The sequence below is a fragment of the Serratia sp. 2723 genome (genome assembly GCF_050434425.1).
In the GTDB taxonomy this organism is placed as follows: Bacteria; Pseudomonadota; Gammaproteobacteria; order Enterobacterales; family Enterobacteriaceae; genus Chania.
In genome coordinates, this window is record NZ_JBNDIN010000002.1 from 38,158 (window position 1) to 55,495 (window position 17,338).

The window sequence follows — 17,338 nt, forward strand, 5'->3', positions numbered from 1 at the left end:
CACAGGGAGAGGGGACCGATCGAGTTGCTATCAGTTGCAGAAACCCACCCGACCAACTTCCTGAATCAGTTTCCTTTTGCACCGGGAAGCAGAGTGATCACGACACCTGACCACCACACTGAACTGGCTCCCTCTCCCTGTGGGCTGAGGAATCCCCACTAATTTTTTGTTACTGATTTCAGAGAATTAGAACGCGTGTTTTACGAACAATCTGTTCCATTTTGTTCGTAAATTGGCAGTGAGAGAATTACAAACGACCTCTTCTCGTCTGCTTAAGGCTGTTTTTCATCCCGTTTCTATGTGAAAAGCAGCCTATTTCTCGCCTCAATTTTTCTGGGGATTCCTTAGCCCTGACCGATCGAGTTGCTATCAGTTGCAGAAACCCACCCGACCAACTTCCTGAATCAGTTTCCCTTTGCACCGGGAAGCAGAGTGATCACGGCACCTGACCACCACACTGAACTGGCTCCCTCTCCCTGTGGGAGAGGGTTGGGGTGAGGGGACACCGCGATTGTCGTACTTAACGTCCACCAGCGGCTTCGATAAAGCTGCCGGTGACGTAGGACGCCGCATCGGAAAGCAGCCAGGCCACAGCTTGCGCCACCTCCTCTGGCTGACCACCCCGCTGCATTGGCAACGCAGACTTCACCCGCTCTACCCGCCCAGGTTCTCCTCCACTGGCATGCATCTCGGTGTAAATACAACCTGGCCTTACACAGTTGACGCGTATCCCCTGTGCCGCCACTTCCAACGCCAGACCGGTAGTCAACGTATCCACAGCCCCCTTTGACGCCGCATAGTCGATATACTCCCACGGAGCCCCCAGACGCGACGCAGCGGAAGACACGTTGACGATCGCTCCTCCCTGCCCACCATGGCGTAACGCCATACGTTTTACCGCTTCGCGGCAGCAGAGAAAATACCCGGTGACGTTGGTCGTCAGCACCTTATTGATCCGCTCGGCGGTGAGTTGCTCAATGCTCGCCTGTTGGAACAGAATGCCTGCGTTATTGACCAGTGCATCAATTGGCCCCAACGTGGTTTCCAGTTCGGCAAACATCGCCACTACCTCTGCTTCCTCGGCGATATCTGCCTGCAAAGCCAGTGCCTTGCCACCCTGTTGGCGGATCTGCGCCACCACTAATTCAGCAGCAGCGCTATCACGCAGATAATTGACGCCCACCGCATAGCCCTGCTGGGCCAATAATAATGCCGTCGCGCGGCCTATGCCCCGGCTGGCACCGGTCACTAACACTACTTTTGTCATTATTGTTCCTTGCTATTGAGATCAGAAACGATAGCGGGTATTTACGCAAGCAAGTCAGGCAACTTGCTGCTCGACGGTAGATTAATCAGTGAACCGCAATTGCTACGGTGCTGCAATAAAAAAGGGACACGGCTTTATGCCGTATCCCTCGATCATCATTTTGGCAAAATAGTGTTATTCGTAGTCGCTCATCGGTACGCAAGAGCAGAACAGATTACGATCGCCGTAGACATCATCCAGGCGCTTCACGCTCGGCCAGTATTTGTTATCACGCACACCCGCTATCGGGAACACTGCCAGCTCGCGGCTGTAAGCATGCTGCCAGTCGTTAACCAGTTCCGCCTGCACGTGCGGTGCGTTAACCAATGGGTTGTCTTCCAGAGGCCATTCGCCTTGTTGCACTCGGTCAATCTCGCTGCGGATAGCTAGCATCGCATCGATAAAGCGATCCAGTTCCACCTTGTTTTCCGACTCGGTCGGTTCAACCATCAGCGTGCCTGCCACCGGGAACGACATGGTCGGCGCATGGAAACCGTAGTCGATCAGGCGCTTGGCGATATCCATCTCGCTAATGCCTGTCTGTTCTTTCAGCGGGCGAATATCCAGAATACATTCGTGCGCTACGCGGTGATCGCGGCCGGTATACAACACCGGATAAGCGTCTTTCAGGCGGGTTGCGATGTAGTTGGCATTCAGGATCGCCACCTGGCTGGCCTGCTTCAGCCCTTCCGCGCCCATCATACGGATATACATCCAGCTGATCGGCAAGATAGAGGCGCTGCCGAACGGTGCAGCAGAAACTGCCCCTTGCTGGGTGGTAACACCATCAATCTGCACCACGCTGTGGCCCGGCACGAACGGTGCCAGATGAGATTTCACACCGATAGGTCCCATACCTGGGCCGCCACCGCCGTGAGGGATACAGAAGGTTTTATGCAGGTTGAGGTGCGATACGTCCGCGCCGATATAGCCCGGCGTGGTGATCCCCACCTGCGCGTTCATGTTGGCACCGTCGAGGTAAACCTGGCCGCCAAACTGATGCACGATCTGGCACACTTCGCGGATGGTTTCTTCATACACGCCATGGGTTGACGGGTAGGTCACCATGATGCAGGACAGGGCTTCCCCGGCCTGCTCGGCCTTCACCCGCAGATCGTGCAGATCGATGTTGCCATTCTTGTCACAGGCCACGACCACCACGCCCATGCCCGCCATCTGGGCAGAAGCCGGGTTGGTACCGTGCGCCGAGCTTGGGATCAGGCAGATATTACGCCCAGCCTCATTGCGGCTTTCATGGTAGCGACGGATCGCCAGCAGACCGGCATATTCACCCTGTGCGCCCGAGTTCGGCTGCATGCAAACCGCATCGTAACCGGTCAGTTGCACCAACCATTGAGAAAGCTGCCCAATCATCAGTTGATAGCCTGCTGCCTGCTCTGGTGGGCAGAACGGGTGCAGTTCAGAGAATTCCGGCCAGGTGATCGGGATCATTTCCGCAGCGGCGTTCAACTTCATGGTGCAGGAGCCCAGCGGGATCATCGCCTGGTTCAACGCCAGATCTTTACGCTCCAGACGGTGCATATAGCGCATCATCTCGGTTTCGCTGTGATAGCGGTTAAACACCGGATGCGTAAGGATCGGATCTTTACGCAGCATGGCCGCCGGGATCGACTGGCTGTTTTTGCTCACGGCGGCATCCAGCGCATCGATATCCAAACCGTGGTTATCGCCAGCCAACAGGGCAAACAGCGTCTGCACATCTTCACGGGAAGTGGCTTCATCCAGCGTGATGCCGACTGCTCCGTGGATATCGGTACGCAGGTTGATGCCAAAGCCCAGCGCGCGCTCCAGCACTGCCGCCTTGTCTTTCACTTCCACGGTCAGCGTGTCGAACCAGGTTTGATGGCGCAGTGTCAGACCCGCTTGTTGCAGGCCAACGGCCAGGATATCGGTCAGGCGATGGATACGCCCGGCAATACGTTGCAGACCTTGTGGGCCATGGTACACCGCATACAGGCTGGCGATGTTGGCCAGCAGCACCTGCGAGGTACAGATATTCGAGTTGGCCTTTTCGCGGCGGATATGTTGTTCACGGGTTTGCATCGCCATGCGCAGCGCGGTATTGCCGGCAGCGTCACGGGATACCCCGATAATACGGCCTGGCATCGAGCGTTTGAATTCGTCACGGCAGGCGAAGAACGCCGCGTGTGGACCACCGTAACCCATAGGTACGCCGAAACGTTGCGCAGAGCCGAATACCACGTCGGCCCCTTGCTTGCCCGGTGCCGTCAGCAGCACCAGCGCCATAATGTCGGCCGCCATGCTGGTGATGATTTTGCGCGTTTTCAGCTCTGCCAACAGGGCGCTGTAATCGTGCAGTTCACCGGTGGTGCCAACCTGTTGCAGCAGCACACCAAACACGCCTTGCAGTTCCAGCACCTTCGCCGCTTTGTCGACGATCACGTCAAAGCCAAAGGTTTCGGCGCGGGTACGTACCACATCCAGCGTTTGTGGGTGCACATCGTCGGCCACAAAGAAGCGGTTGGCGTCTTTCAGTTTGCTGGCTCGCTTGGCCAACGCCATCGCTTCTGCGGCAGCGGTAGCTTCATCCAGCAAGGAGGCAGAGGCCAGATCCAGCCCGGTCAGATCGAGAGTCAGCGTCTGGAAGTTGAGCAGCGCCTCAAGGCGGCCTTGCGACACTTCCGGCTGATAAGGGGTATAAGCGGTATACCAGCCTGGGTTTTCCAGCATGTTGCGCAGGATCACCGGCGGCGTCAGCACCGCGCTGTAACCCATACCGATATAGGATTTGTAGCGCTGATTCTGTGAGGCAATCGCCTTCAGTTCGGCCAGCGCCTGATGTTCCGTAGCCGCATCGCCTACCGGCGGTGGTCCTGGCAGTTGGATATCGGCTGGCACAATCTGTTGGATCAGCGCGCTGAGCGAGCGAGCGCCCACGGCTTCCAGCATCTGCTGCTGTTGCTCTGCGGAAGAGCCGATGTGGCGCTCGATGAACGCTTCGCTGTGTTCAAGTTGGCTGAGTGTCTGAGTCATTGCTACAAATTCCTGAATGCTTGCGGGGTACGGGATATAGCCTGAACTGCAAAACGCCCCACAGGTTGGTGGGGCGTGGTAGTGATTACTCGTCGATGGAGGCCTGATAAGCGCCAGCATCCAGCAGCTTGTCTAGCTCTGCCACATCGGATGCCTTGATGCGGAACAACCAACCTTCACCGTACGGCTCACTGTTGACCAGCTCCGGGGAGCTTTCCAGTTCGCCGTTAACGGCAATGATCTCACCGCTGATTGGCGCATAAATATCGGAAGCGGCCTTGACCGACTCCGCAACGGCACAGTCATCACCCGCGGAAACCGTGGCGCCGACTTCCGGCAGATCGACAAAGACCATATCGCCCAGCAGTTCCTGCGCGTGTTCGGTGATACCGACAACGAATTCGCCGTTGCCTGCGTCACGCACCCACTCATGGGAGGTGGCGTATTTCAATTCTGTTGGCACATTGCTCATTGGCCTGCTACTCCTTCGAAGAATAAAAACTAATTGATCAGTGACTTACCTGCACGCACAAAGCCTGGCTTACAGACTTTCACCGGCATTTCACGGTTACGGATCTGTACGATAGCCTGTTCACCGATACCAGTCGGAACCCTTGCCAGCGCAATGCTGAAGCCCAAGGTCGGTGAGAAAGAACCGCTGGTAATCACCCCAACCTGCGGCTGACCGTTCGCATCGGTGAAATGCACCGGCAGCTCATTACGTAATACGCCTTTTTCCGTCATGATCAAGCCGACCTGTTGTTCGGTGCCTTTTTCGCGTTGCTGTTCCAACGCTTCACGGCCGATAAACTGACGCTCCTGCGGTTCCCAGGCAACGGTCCAGCCCATATTGGCGGCTAACGGTGAAACGCCTTCGTCCATTTCCTGGCCGTAGAGGTTCATGCCGGCTTCCAGACGCAGGGTGTCGCGGGCACCAAGTCCGGCAGGTTTTACCCCTGCTGCCAGCAGTTTCTGCCAGAAATCCACTACCAGCTCTTTCGGCAAGGCAATTTCATAGCCCGCTTCGCCGGTATAGCCGGTAGTAGCAATAAACAGATCCCCCGCCTGCACGCCGAAGAAAGGCTTCATGCCGTCCACAGCCTGCTTCTGTTCTGGGGTAAATAAGGTGGCGGCGCGCTCTTTAGCCTGTGGGCCTTGCACCGCAACCAGCGCCAGATCGTCGCGCACCGTCAGCTCAACGTTGTACGGAGCCGCATGCTGTTCGATCCAGGCCAGATCCTTTTCGCGGGTGGCGGAGTTCACCACCAGACGGAAATAGTCTTCGGTAAAGAAATAGACGATCAGATCGTCGATCACGCCGCCGGACGCATTCAGCATGCCGGTATACAGCGCCTTACCAGATTGAGTGAGTTTGGCGACATCGTTCGCCAGCAGGTAACGAAGGAATTCACGGGTACGGGCACCGCGCAGATCCACGATGGTCATATGGGAGACATCGAACATACCGGCATCCTGACGCACGGCGTGGTGTTCATCAATCTGGGAGCCATAGTGCAGCGGCATCATCCAGCCATGAAAATCAACCATGCGCGCACCGCACGCCACGTGCTGGTCGTACAGTGGGGTTTGCTTTGCCATCTTTTCCCTCTTTTCACTCAAGTAGCCGAAGACAGGGTGTTATTACGCAATAAGGCGGGTGTAGCTCGCGGGCCTGATTACGCGAAACACGCTGGCTGCTCAACACAAATTGCCTCGTTAATGGTCAACGACGCAAACGATACCTTTGCCCTGACGTTAACACCGAACGCCCCTATTAACCATAAGTTAAAATAGGCTCGAGCGGGTTCAGGGTCGGTAAAATGCCGCGTTAGTTTGCAGAGTTTTTCACTGGAAAAATGCGCTTTAAGGCACAAAATTAACAATTAAAGCGGCAAAAATCCGAAGTTATATAACAAACCGATGCTGGGATGAAGAATATCGGTTTTTGATAACCGACCATGGAATTAGAAAAAGTAATGGAAAATTTTGTCTGAAATTAGAATTTCTCAAACGAAGGGCGGTATAAGGGAAATCGATGACGGGTAAACATGCAGATTAGCGGGCGCCGTATGCAGCGCCCATTTAACAACTACACTGCCCCCTACCTAGTAAGGTTTTAGACAAGCCAGTCCGGCAGATCGTTAAGCCCCATCGCCTGCCGCACCAGTTTCGGCTTCACGCCCGGCAGGCTGTCGGCCAGCCTTAAGCCCACGTCACGCAGCAGTTTCTTCGCCGGGTTATGGCCTGCAAACAGTTCGCGGAACCCTTGCATGCTCGCCAACATCACCGCAGCACCGTGCTTGCGGCGGCGCTCATAACGGCGCAGATACAGATGCTGACCGATATCCTTGCCCTGACGTTGCAGCCGTTTCAGTTCGGAAATCAGCTCGGCGGCGTCCATAAAGCCCAGGTTCACACCCTGCCCGGCCAGCGGATGCACGGTATGTGCCGCATCCCCCACCAAAGCCAGACGATGGGCAGCAAAGCTGCGAGCATAGCGCCCAGTAAGTGGGAAGGTCAGCCGCTCGCTTTCGAGTTGGCAGTTGCCCAAACGCATATCGAAGGTCATCGCCAGTTCGCGGTTAAAGGCACCCGGTTCCAGCTGTTGCAGCCGTTCTGCCTCTTCTGGCGCGACCGACCAGACGATCGAACTCAAATGCGGATCGCTAAACGGCAGGAAGGCCAGGATCCCTTCGCCATGAAACACCTGGCGGGCCGTGGCCAAATGGGGCTCTTCGGTACGAATGGTCGCCACTAGCGCGCTGTGGCGGTAATCCCAGAAGGTCAACGGGATATCGGCGTGCTGGCGCAGCCAGGAGTTGGCACCGTCGGCACCGATCACCAACCGGGCGGTTAACATGCGGCCATCTTCCAGCGTGACGAAGGCGTCGTTTTCCCCCCATGCCACCTGTTTCAGCGCGGCCGGAGCGAGCAGCGTCACGTCGGCCAACGTGGCCGCCTTGTGCCACAACGCCTGCTGGATCACCTCGTTTTCTATGATATGGCCGAGATGGCTGAAACCACATTCGTCGCCGCGAAACGCGATCTTGCCGAAGCTGTCACGATCCCAGACTTCCATCGCGTTATACGGGCTGGCACGCAGATTGCGGATCTCATCCCACACGCCAATGCTTTGCAGCAAGCGCTCGCTGGCGGCGTTAATGGCAGATACGCGCAACGCTGGCTGTTCTGGCAGCGGTGATAAATCTGGCTGCCGATGTTCCAGCACCGCTATGCGCAGGCCACTGCCCTGCAAACCGCAGGCCAGTACCAATCCCACCATACCGCCACCGGCGATAATCACATCAAATGATTGCATGCTGCTTGAGTTCCTTGAATTTGCCCCTCACCCCAACCCTCTCCCACAGGGAGAGGGAGCTGATTCGGTGACTTTATCAAAATATTGCCCCACTTCGGCAAGGCAGGTAGGGCAAAAAATTAGTGTTCATCCCAACTTCGGCCCAACCCTCTCCCACAGGGAGAGGGAGCTGATTCGGTGACTTTATCAAAATATTGCCCCACTTCGGCAAGGCAGGTAGGGCAAAAATTAGTGTTCATCCCTACTTCGGCCCAACCCTCTCCCACAGGGAGAGGGAGCTGATTCGGTGACTTTTATCAAAATATTGCCCCACTTCGGCAAGGCTGGTAGGGCAAAAATTAGTGTTCATCCCAACTTCGACCCAACCCTCTCCCACAGGGAGAGGGAGCTGATTCGGTGACTTTTATCAACATATTGCCCCACTTCGGCAAGGCAGGTAGGGCAAAAATTAGTGTTCATCCCTACTTCGGCCCAACCCTCTCCCACAGGGAGAGGGAGCTGATTCAGTGACTTTTATCAACATATTGCCCCACTTCGGCAAGGCAGGTAGGGCAAAAAATTAGTGTTCATCCCTACTTCGGCCCAACCCTCTCCCACAGGGAGAGGGAGCTGATTCAGCGACTTTTATCAACATATTGCCCCACTTCGGCAAGCAAGTATGAGGGAATAAATTAGCGTTCAACCCAACCTAACGTGCGTTTGGCAAAGGCATCGCGCATGACCGGTAGCTGCTCCATTGCCATCAGCCCCAGATTACGCCCGGCGACCAGCGGCGCATAGCTATTGGCAAACAGGCGGATCAAACCGTCGGTGACGCCAATGGTTGCCTGCTGATCTTGCTGGCGTCGCTGCTGGTACTGACTCAATAGCGTATAGGCACCTAGATCGGTGCCAGCCTGCGCGGCTTCTGCCAGGGTTTCCGCCAGCGACATCACGTCACGCAGGCCCAGGTTGAAGCCCTGACCGGCGATCGGGTGCAGCGTTTGCGCCGCGTTGCCAACCAGCGCCAAGCGGTGGCTAACGTGCTGATTGGCCCTCAACAGGCTAAGAGGGTAACTGTGGCGCTTACCCGCCTTCAGCATCTTGCCCAAGCGCCAGCCGAACGCCTGTTGCAGCTCGCTGAGAAAACGCTCGTCACTCCAGCTATCGACCTGCTGACGAGTTTCCCGTGCGTGGCACCACACCAGGGAACTACGCCCGCCAGACATCGGCAACAGCGCCAACGGCCCGTAGCGGGTAAAACGCTCGAACGCCCGCCCTTGCGGAGCCTCGGCCGTCGAAACGTTGGCAATGGTGGCAAACTGCGGGTAATCACTCTGCTGCCACTGGATATTGCAGGCCTGTGCCAGCGCCGAACGTGAACCGTCCGCCGCCACCAGCAACTGGCCAGTCAGGCACTGCCCGTTATCCAACTGCACTTGCGCGCGATCGGCGGTGCGTAGCACGTCGACCACTTTGGCCGGGCAATGCAGAGTGACCCCAGGGGCTTTCGCCAGCAGGGCAAACAGCCGCTGCCCGGCATCGTGCAGTTCAATCACCTGCCCCAACGCCTCCACCTGATAGTCCCGCGCATGCAGGTTCACAAAACCGGCATGCCCGCGATCGCTGACGTGGACGTGAGCGATCGCCGTGGCACAGTCCCGCAGCGCAGCCCAAACGCCGATGCGCGCCAGCTGTTGGCAGGTTCCCTGCGCCAGAGCGATAGCCCGAGCATCAAAGCCTGGATGTGCACGATCGTCTGGCAGGGTTGCCTCCACCAGATCGACGACCACCTTACCCTGAGTCAGTGATGAAACCGCCAGCGCCAACGTGGCGCCCGCCATCCCACCGCCCACAATGATTACACTCATGTTATCTGGCCGCCGCCATCAAGGCTTCAATCGCATCGGCATCCTTCACCACGCTGGCGGTCAAATTCTCATTGCCGTCTTGGGTGATCAGGATGTCATCCTCGATGCGGATACCGATACCACGATACTCCTGCGGTACATCGGCATCCGGCGCGATATACAGGCCAGGCTCTACCGTCAACACCATGCCTGGTTCCAGCACGCGATCGCGGCTCGCTGAACCATAGTGGCCCACGTCATGTACATCCAGCCCCAACCAATGGCTCAGGCCGTGCATAAAGAACTGGCGGTGCGCCTGCTCGGCAAACAGCTGTTCCACGTCGCCCTTCATCACGCCCAGTTCAACCAACCCGGCGATCATGATGCGTACCACCTGATCGTTCACTTCGCGAATGCTGATACCCGGTTTAAACAGTTCCAGCGCCTTGTTGATCGACGCCAGCACGATGTCATAGACCTCACGTTGCGGCTTGCTGAACTTGCCGTTAACCGGGAAGGTACGGGTGATATCACCGGCATAGCCACGGTATTCGCAACCGGCATCAATCAGCACCAAATCGCCGTCACGCATTTCACACTCGTTTTCGGTGTAATGCAGGATACAGCCATTTTCACCGCTGCCGACGATGGTGTTGTAAGACGGGAAACGGGCACCCAAGCGGGTAAACTCGTGCAGGATCTCCCCTTCGAGCTGATATTCGAACATGCCCGGACGGCACTTCTCCATCGCACGGGTATGCGCCAGGGCGCTGATCTCACCGGCGCGGCGCATTACCGCTACTTCTTCCGCCGACTTGAACAGGCGCATGTCATGCAGCCACGGGCGGTAATCCGTCAGGGTTGCAGGGGCTTCCAGATTCTGACGGAAGCCTTTACGCAGCTTATCCAACGCGCCGAACAGGATTTCATCGGCATAGGCATATTGCCCCTGCGCGTGATACACCACGTCCAGGCCGTTGAGCAGCAGGTGCAACTGATCGTTGATTTCGTCAAAGGCCAGCGCACGGTCTACCCCCAGCTTGGCCGGAGCCGCGTCCTGACCCAAACGGCGGCCAAACCAGATTTCTGCCGTCAGATCGCGTACGCGGTTGAACAGCACGCTGTGGTTATGAGTTTCATCACTCTTCACCAGGATCAGCACCGCTTCCGGCTCGTTGAAACCGGTGAGATACCAGAAATCACTGTTCTGACGATAGGGATATTCAGAGTCTGCACTACGCGTCGCTTCCGGTGCGGCGAAAATCACTGCCGCGCTGGCCGGAGCCATCTGTGCCAACAAAGCCTGACGGCGTTTATGAAATTCCTGCTGGGTCATCACATCTCCTGAAATCGGTTTATGCCACCTGCTGAACGCAGTCAGTAGGGGTTATCAGCGCTCTCGGCCAACGGACGCGGGATCCGCCGGTCAGTGCAACGTCGGTCTTTTATTTTCCGGGGCCGTCGGTTTCTGGCGGGTAAATTCAGTATGGCAAAGCAGCGCAGCAACGCGCACGTACTCCACCACTTCTTCCAGCGACTGTTCCAGTTCTTCCTGGTCTTCGCCTTCGTCATAACCCAGTTGAGCGATATTACGCAGATCGTCGATCGCCTCGCCCACTTCATCTTTCACCTGCGCCAGCTTCGGCTGCATCATGCCCAGCCCCAACAGGAAGTGGTTTACCCAACCCGCCAAGGCATCCGCACGGTCAAACACGCTGACGGTTTCGCCTTCCGGCATCATCAGTTGGAACATGAATTCGTCATCTTCCAGCGTATCACGGGTGATTTCATGCAGTTGCTGTAACGGTTGGCTCAACGCCTGCGGGAAGGCAATGCCCTCGTTGGTCAAGTCAAACACCAGCGTCTGCCAGCTGGCATCGCGGTTGCCACCGCACAGCAGGCCACTGATCAAACCGTGCATCTCGGCTGCGGTCAAAGCAACCGCCTGCTGGTTCAGAGCCACGGTCAAAGATTGGTAACTTGGAAATGTATTCTGTATAGACATGCGCATTCGTCATCGTTGGCAGGATAAGTTCGTGTTATGCTACCACCAAGGTCCGTTGGTATACCAGTTGAGGCAACACCTCAGTGGCTAGTTATAATCAGCTCAGATCGGATAAACATACGGTAAATACGCATTTTGCAACCGTTTTTTGTCTGGTAATGTTAGGCGCGGTAGATTACAACCAGGTACTGAAAAAGTGTTGAATCTTGGTACCCAGGTGTATATAGTGACGCCCGCTTCGGCAGCCCGGCAATGGCTGACCGGTGCTGGCGCGAAATTTAGGCAGGAAGGTGGCATGTCTGCACAACCGGTAGATATTCAAATTTTTGGCCGCTCGTTAAGAGTCAATTGCCCGCCAGAACAACAAGATGCGTTGAATATGGCAGCAGAAGATCTTAACCAACGGTTGCAAGATCTTAAAGTTCGCACTAGAGTCACAAATACAGAGCAACTCGTTTTTATCGCAGCATTGAATGTCTGTCACGAACTTGCTCAAGAACGCTTGAAAACGCGTGACTATGCGGCCAATATGGAACAACGAATTCGTATGCTGCAACAGACCATTGAACAAGCGCTGCTTGAACAGGGTCGCATCTCTGAACGTCAGGATGCACAATTCGAATAACTTAAGTTGCTGGAGTTGAAGGCTCCGGCAATGAGTGAAAAATTTCTCTGAGATGTTTGCCAGCGGGCCAGTCCCCTGAGCCGATATTTAGTACCAACAGAATGTGATGATCCATGATCGGTGTGCATGCTCGGCCCGTCCGAGAAGCCTTAAGATTGTGACAGCACGTTCACCTTGAACCATGGGTTCAAGGGTTACAGCCTGCGACGGCATCTCGGAGATCCCTTCATCTGCGTTTTCAGTGTGTTAACTCACCACGACTGGCGAATCTAACACTATGTCTTTGCAACCTCAGTTCGCTCAGCAACGCCAACTCATCCGTAACGAAATACGCCAACGACGCCGTGCCTTAACGCCCGCTCAACAGCATGATTTCGCCCAGCAAATGGCCTGCAATATTGCGCAACATCCACGCATTCAGGCGGCCAGACACATTGCAGCATTTCTTTCTTTTGATGGCGAACTGGATACAGGCCCGCTGATCGAGCGGCTGTGGCAGCTGGGTAAACAGGTTTATCTGCCGGTTTTGCATCCGTTCAGCCCTGGTAACTTGCTGTTCCTGCATTACACCGCGCAAACAAAACTGGTTAGCAACCGCTTCAAAATCCTTGAGCCAGCACTCGATGTCCGCCATGTCTTGCCGGTGTCACTGCTGGATGTGGTGTTGACGCCGCTGGTCGCCTTCGATTCTGCAGGGCAACGTCTGGGGATGGGCGGCGGGTTTTACGATCGCACCTTACAAAACTGGCAGCACGCAGGTCCCTATCCGATGGGGATTGCACATGATTGCCAACAGGTTAGTGCTTTGCCAGTGGAGCAATGGGATATCCCTCTGCCAGAGATTATTACCCCGTCACACACCTGGTCCTGGCCAATTTCCGCATAGCAAAAGGCCGGATTGCTCCGGCCTTGCTGTTTTCCGTCGGTTACCGATTACAGCAGTAAGCGGGCGCGGATGGTCCCTTCAATTGCTTTCATACGTTGCAATGCGGCATCAGCACGTTCGGTTTCCGCTTCGATATCGATAACCACGTAGCCGATTTCCGAGCTGGTCTGCAGATACTGGGCCGCGATGTTCACCCCTTCTTCAGCGAAGATCTGGTTAATCTGCGTCAGGATACCTGGGCGGTTTTCATGAATATGCAGCAAACGGCTGGCGTTCGGGCCATGAGCTGGCAGCGACACCTCCGGGAAATTGACCGCAGACAGCGTTGAGCCGTTATCGGAATACTTCGCCAGCTTGCCAGCCACTTCATCACCGATATTTTCCTGCGCTTCCTGGGTCGAACCGCCGATATGCGGCGTCAACAGCACGTTATCAAACTCGCACAGTGGAGAATTGAACGGATCGCTGTTGGTTGCCGGCTCTTCCGGGAACACGTCGATTGCCGCACCGGCCAGATGGTCGCTCGCCAAGGCGTTACACAGTGCCGGGATATCCACCACGGTGCCGCGTGAGGCGTTGATCAGGATCGCCCCTGGCTTCATCAGCGCCAGCTCTTCGGTGCCGATCATGTTCTTGGTCGACAGCGTTTCCGGCACGTGCAGCGTGACCACGTCGCTCATATTGAGCAGATCTGACAGATGGCGCACCTGTTGGGCATTACCCAGCGGCAGCTTGTTCTCGATATCGTAGAAGAACACCTTCATCCCCAGACCTTCCGCCAGGATGCCGAGCTGAGTCCCGATATGGCCGTAGCCGATGATCCCCAGCTTCTTGCCCCGCGCTTCATACGAGCCGACAGCCAGCTTTTCCCACTGGCCACGGTGTGCCTTGGCATTGGCCTTCGGGATACCACGCAGCATCAACAGCAGCTCACCCAGCACCATTTCGGCCACGGATCGAGTATTGGAGAAAGGCGCGTTAAACACCGGAATGCCGCGTTTGGTCGCCGCTTTCAAATCAACCTGGTTGGTGCCGATACAGAAACAGCCCACCGCGACCAGTTTCTCTGCGGCCGCGAAGACTTCCTCGGACAGATGCGTACGCGATCGGATACCCACGAAGTGTGCATCACGGATCGATGCCTTCAGCGCTTCGGTGTCTAACGCACCTTTGTGATATTCGATGTTGCTATATCCGGCAGCACGCAGGTTATCTACGGTGCTCTGGTGAACCCCTTCTACCAACAGGAACTTAATCCTGTCTTTCTCCAATGATACTTTTGCCATTTACCCGACCCTATGTTCAGACTTCAGAAGAGCAGCTGTTTCCCCATTAGCTTTCAGTGGCCGCCAGACCGGCAGCAACTCAAAATCAACAGCATGTCCCCCCAACATAACAAAAATAACGCGCCCGGCAATACAAACGATTGCCTGCCCGTTAGCACAAGGCTCAGCGATGTCGGTGGTTTCTGGTGGAAAATACCATTGGGAAAGATTTAGACAGAAGCTTAACGGAGGTTATTATCGTAATGTGACATATGTCACCAAATTTACCGATTTTAAGAAAAGATATTTTAAGACAAGAATTATGCGTGGCGAACCGTTAGCCAGTAAAAAACCGCGAACCGGCTGAGGCTTTGTCAGCAGGCTCGCCGGTTTCACGGCCCGATTATCTGACCACTTTCTTAACGCCATCCGGCGTGCCGACCAGCGCGACATCCGCACCACGGTTGGCAAACAGGCCGACGGTCACCACACCAGCAATGCCATTGATCTTGTTTTCCAACTCGATGGCATCGAGGATTTCCAGGTTGTACACATCCAGGATCACGTTGCCGTTATCGGTCACTACGTTCTGGCGGTATTCCGGCAGGCCGCCCAACTTGACCAGCTCACGTGCCACGTAGGAGCGGGCCATCGGGATCACTTCTACCGGCAAGGGGAATTTACCTAACACATCAACCTGCTTGGTGGAGTCGACAATGCAGATAAACTGACGGGCAATAGCCGCAATGATCTTCTCACGGGTCAGGGCTGCGCCGCCGCCTTTGATCATCTGCATGTGGCCGTTGATTTCATCGGCACCGTCAACGTAGATATCCAACGAATCCACTTCATTGCTATCGAAAACGTGGATCCCCAGGCTTTTCAGCTTGGCGGTCGATGCGTCTGAGCTGGATACCGCGCCTTCGATCTGGTGTTTGATCGAACCCAGCGCATCGATAAAGTGAGCCGCAGTAGAGCCGGTGCCCACGCCCACGATAGTGCCTGGCTTCACGTATTCCAATGCCGCCCAGCCTACCGCTTTTTTCAGTTCATCCTGAGTCATGATGTGTTCATTGCCTATGTACGAAAACGTGTGCGTATTATAGGGTAAATCACCGACAGCAACTTAGGCTAAAACACACTTATTTAACCTGCCGCACATTTATTGCCCTGCCAATGATGCTCGGTCTGTAAAGCTGACCGGGATTTTTTCACCTGAGAAAGTGTAAAAATGTGGCATAGTGCCTGAATCAATTTACTAAAAGGGATCTTCTCTCCGATGAAACGCCCAGACTATAGAACGCTGCAAGCGCTGGACGCGGTGATCCGTGAGCGTGGCTTTGAGCGCGCGGCACAAAAACTTTGCATCACCCAATCGGCGGTATCCCAGCGCATCAAACAGTTGGAAAACCTGTTCGGCCAACCGCTGCTGGTACGCACCGTGCCACCACGCCCAACCGAGCAGGGTCAAAAACTGCTGGCCTTGCTGCATCAGGTCGAGCTGCTGGAAGAGGAGTGGTTAGGGAATGACCATGGGGTCGATACGCCGCTGTTGCTGTCACTGGCGGTCAACGCCGACAGCCTGGCAACCTGGCTGCTACCGGCGCTAAAACCGGTGCTGGCCGATTCCCCGGTGCGCCTGAATTTGCAGGTGGAAGACGAAACCCGTACGCAGGAACGTCTGCGCCGAGGGGAAGTGGTAGGCGCGGTCAGTATCCAGCCGCAGCCGCTGCCAAGCTGCCTGGTCGATCGGTTGGGCGCGCTGGACTATCTGTTCGTCGCGTCGAAAGCCTTTGCCGAACGCTATTTCCCCAACGGGGTGACCCGTTCCGCCCTGCTGAAGGCACCGGCGGTGGCATTCGATCATCTCGACGATATGCATCAGGCGTTTTTACAGCAGAACTTCGATCTTTCGCCGGGTAGCGTTCCCTGCCATATCGTTAACTCGTCAGAGGCGTTTGTTCAGTTGGCACGGCAAGGCACCACCTGCTGTATGATCCCACATCTGCAGATTGAGCGAGAGTTGGCGAGCGGAGAGCTGATCGACCTGACACCGGGCCTGTTCCAGCGCCGTATGCTGTTCTGGCACCGTTTTGCACCGGAGAGCCGCATGATGCGTAAGGTTACCGATGCACTGCTGTCTCATGGGCATCAGGTGTTAAGGCAGGATTGAACCCTTCGTCTTTCAAGCCGCAGCTAGGCGACTAGCTGCAACTTGAAATCCATTGGGTTATACGCATGGCAGGTACAAATGACGTATTAAACCAATCTCCAGCAAAGGGCTATTACTGCGCAGCGTTACGTTGCAGCTCAAACACCACATCCACCTGATCGTCAAAGTGAATGCTTTGCTGTTCGTAAGTCTGGGCAGCATCACTTTCCGGTGCCGCAGAAGCGGCTTTAAACATGCGCGCGACCGGCATCGGTTGGTAGTTGGCAACGTGATAGCGAATGCTGTACACCGGCCCCAGCTTGGCCTTAAAGCCCTGCGCCAGCGAGGCGGCTTGCTGAGTGGCATTTTCAATCGCTTTCTGACGCGCCTGCTCGCGATACACCTCTGGCTTGGCCACCCCGAGTTCAACCGCACGAATTTCGTTCAAACCCGATTTCAGCGCTCCGTCCAACAGCTCGTTGAGTTTATCCAACTGGCGTAAAGTCACCTGCACCTGGCGCACGGCCTGGTAGCCTTTCAGCTGCGATTCACCGGTTTTCAGATAATCATATTCCGGCTGAGTGCGCAGGTTGGCCGCATTGATATCTTTCTTTTCAATGCCGTTTTTTTGCAGGAAGTCGAAATACTGCGCTACGCGTTCATCAACCTGTTTTTTCGCCTGGGCGGCATCTTTGGCAGAGACGCTGACTTCGATCGCCAGCGTGGCAATATCCGGGGTGGCATCCACGCTGGCCGTGCCGGAAGTGACCACATGCGGCCCTTCCGGGACTTCTGCTGCCTGCAGCGCCAGAGGTAACGTGCCTAATCCAATCATTGCGGCCATGGCCAATGTTTTAAGCTTCACAGTGTCTCCTTGAATGACTAGTTGCCTAGTCTCAAAACTAACACATCCTGCCGCCCTTGGAATTCAGATTA

The 17,338-nt window shown here is 55.7% G+C and carries 14 protein-coding genes and 1 other RNA gene; 4 read left to right on the forward strand and 11 right to left on the reverse strand.

Annotation, left to right across the window (positions count from 1 at the left end; all coding sequences use genetic code 11):
- Positions 1-520 precede the first annotated feature (520 nt).
- From ABIE29_RS02970 to ABIE29_RS03005, 8 genes are all read right to left on the reverse strand, one after another.
- The gene (locus ABIE29_RS02970) at positions 521-1,267 is read right to left on the reverse strand and encodes an SDR family oxidoreductase (RefSeq protein WP_429616772.1); all 747 of its coding nucleotides are present in this window, start codon (positions 1,265-1,267) and stop codon (positions 521-523) included.
- Between the two features lie 174 nt (positions 1,268-1,441).
- Entirely contained in the window at positions 1,442-4,321 is a 2,880-nt protein-coding gene (gene gcvP, locus ABIE29_RS02975; protein WP_429616773.1) for an aminomethyl-transferring glycine dehydrogenase, read from the reverse strand.
- An 85-nt stretch (positions 4,322-4,406) separates the two neighbouring features.
- The gene (gcvH, locus tag ABIE29_RS02980) at positions 4,407-4,793 is read right to left on the reverse strand and encodes a glycine cleavage system protein GcvH (protein WP_429616774.1); all 387 of its coding nucleotides are present in this window, start codon (positions 4,791-4,793) and stop codon (positions 4,407-4,409) included.
- A 29-nt stretch (positions 4,794-4,822) separates the two neighbouring features.
- Complete coding sequence (gene gcvT, locus ABIE29_RS02985) at positions 4,823-5,920, reverse strand: glycine cleavage system aminomethyltransferase GcvT (RefSeq protein ID WP_429616775.1); 1,098 nt, start codon at positions 5,918-5,920, stop codon at positions 4,823-4,825.
- A gap of 517 nt (positions 5,921-6,437) precedes the next feature.
- Entirely contained in the window at positions 6,438-7,640 is a 1,203-nt protein-coding gene (ubiI, locus tag ABIE29_RS02990) for an FAD-dependent 2-octaprenylphenol hydroxylase (protein ID WP_429616776.1), read from the reverse strand.
- Between the two features lie 671 nt (positions 7,641-8,311).
- Positions 8,312-9,490, reverse strand: coding sequence for a 2-octaprenyl-6-methoxyphenyl hydroxylase (ubiH, locus tag ABIE29_RS02995; protein WP_429616777.1), 1,179 nt, complete (start codon positions 9,488-9,490; stop codon positions 8,312-8,314).
- A gap of 1 nt (position 9,491) precedes the next feature.
- Entirely contained in the window at positions 9,492-10,805 is a 1,314-nt protein-coding gene (pepP, locus tag ABIE29_RS03000; RefSeq protein WP_429616778.1) for a Xaa-Pro aminopeptidase, read from the reverse strand.
- Between the two features lie 90 nt (positions 10,806-10,895).
- Positions 10,896-11,474, reverse strand: a complete 579-nt coding sequence (locus tag ABIE29_RS03005) for a YecA family protein (RefSeq protein ID WP_024486381.1) — start codon at positions 11,472-11,474, stop codon at positions 10,896-10,898.
- A 295-nt stretch (positions 11,475-11,769) separates the two neighbouring features.
- On the opposite strand from ABIE29_RS03005, the gene zapA reads away from it, so the two are divergent.
- The 3 genes from zapA (at position 11,770) to ABIE29_RS03020 (ending at position 12,985) form a co-directional block, all read left to right on the forward strand.
- Positions 11,770-12,099, forward strand: coding sequence for a cell division protein ZapA (zapA, locus tag ABIE29_RS03010; RefSeq protein ID WP_021179791.1), 330 nt, complete (start codon positions 11,770-11,772; stop codon positions 12,097-12,099).
- A 41-nt stretch (positions 12,100-12,140) separates the two neighbouring features.
- Positions 12,141-12,324, forward strand: a non-coding RNA gene (gene ssrS / locus ABIE29_RS03015) — 6S RNA.
- Positions 12,325-12,376: 52 nt separating this feature from the next.
- Complete coding sequence (locus ABIE29_RS03020; RefSeq protein ID WP_429616779.1) at positions 12,377-12,985, forward strand: 5-formyltetrahydrofolate cyclo-ligase; 609 nt, start codon at positions 12,377-12,379, stop codon at positions 12,983-12,985.
- A 47-nt stretch (positions 12,986-13,032) separates the two neighbouring features.
- Here the strand turns inward: ABIE29_RS03020 and serA are convergent, their stop codons facing one another.
- Positions 13,033-14,271 carry a phosphoglycerate dehydrogenase gene (gene serA, locus ABIE29_RS03025; RefSeq protein WP_429616780.1) on the reverse strand — a complete coding sequence of 413 codons (1,239 nt, stop codon included), beginning with the start codon at positions 14,269-14,271 and terminating at the stop codon, positions 13,033-13,035.
- A 382-nt stretch (positions 14,272-14,653) separates the two neighbouring features.
- Entirely contained in the window at positions 14,654-15,313 is a 660-nt protein-coding gene (gene rpiA, locus ABIE29_RS03030) for a ribose-5-phosphate isomerase RpiA (protein WP_429616781.1), read from the reverse strand.
- Between the two features lie 216 nt (positions 15,314-15,529).
- Here rpiA and ABIE29_RS03035 point away from each other — a divergent pair, with 216 nt between their 5' ends.
- A complete protein-coding gene (locus ABIE29_RS03035; RefSeq protein ID WP_429616782.1) occupies positions 15,530-16,423 on the forward strand; it encodes a LysR family transcriptional regulator ArgP in 894 nt (297 codons plus the stop codon).
- A gap of 112 nt (positions 16,424-16,535) precedes the next feature.
- On the opposite strand, the gene ABIE29_RS03040 is transcribed toward ABIE29_RS03035, so the two are convergent.
- Positions 16,536-17,267, reverse strand: a complete 732-nt coding sequence (locus ABIE29_RS03040; protein WP_429616783.1) for an oxidative stress defense protein — start codon at positions 17,265-17,267, stop codon at positions 16,536-16,538.
- Between the last annotated feature and the right edge of the window lie 71 nt (positions 17,268-17,338).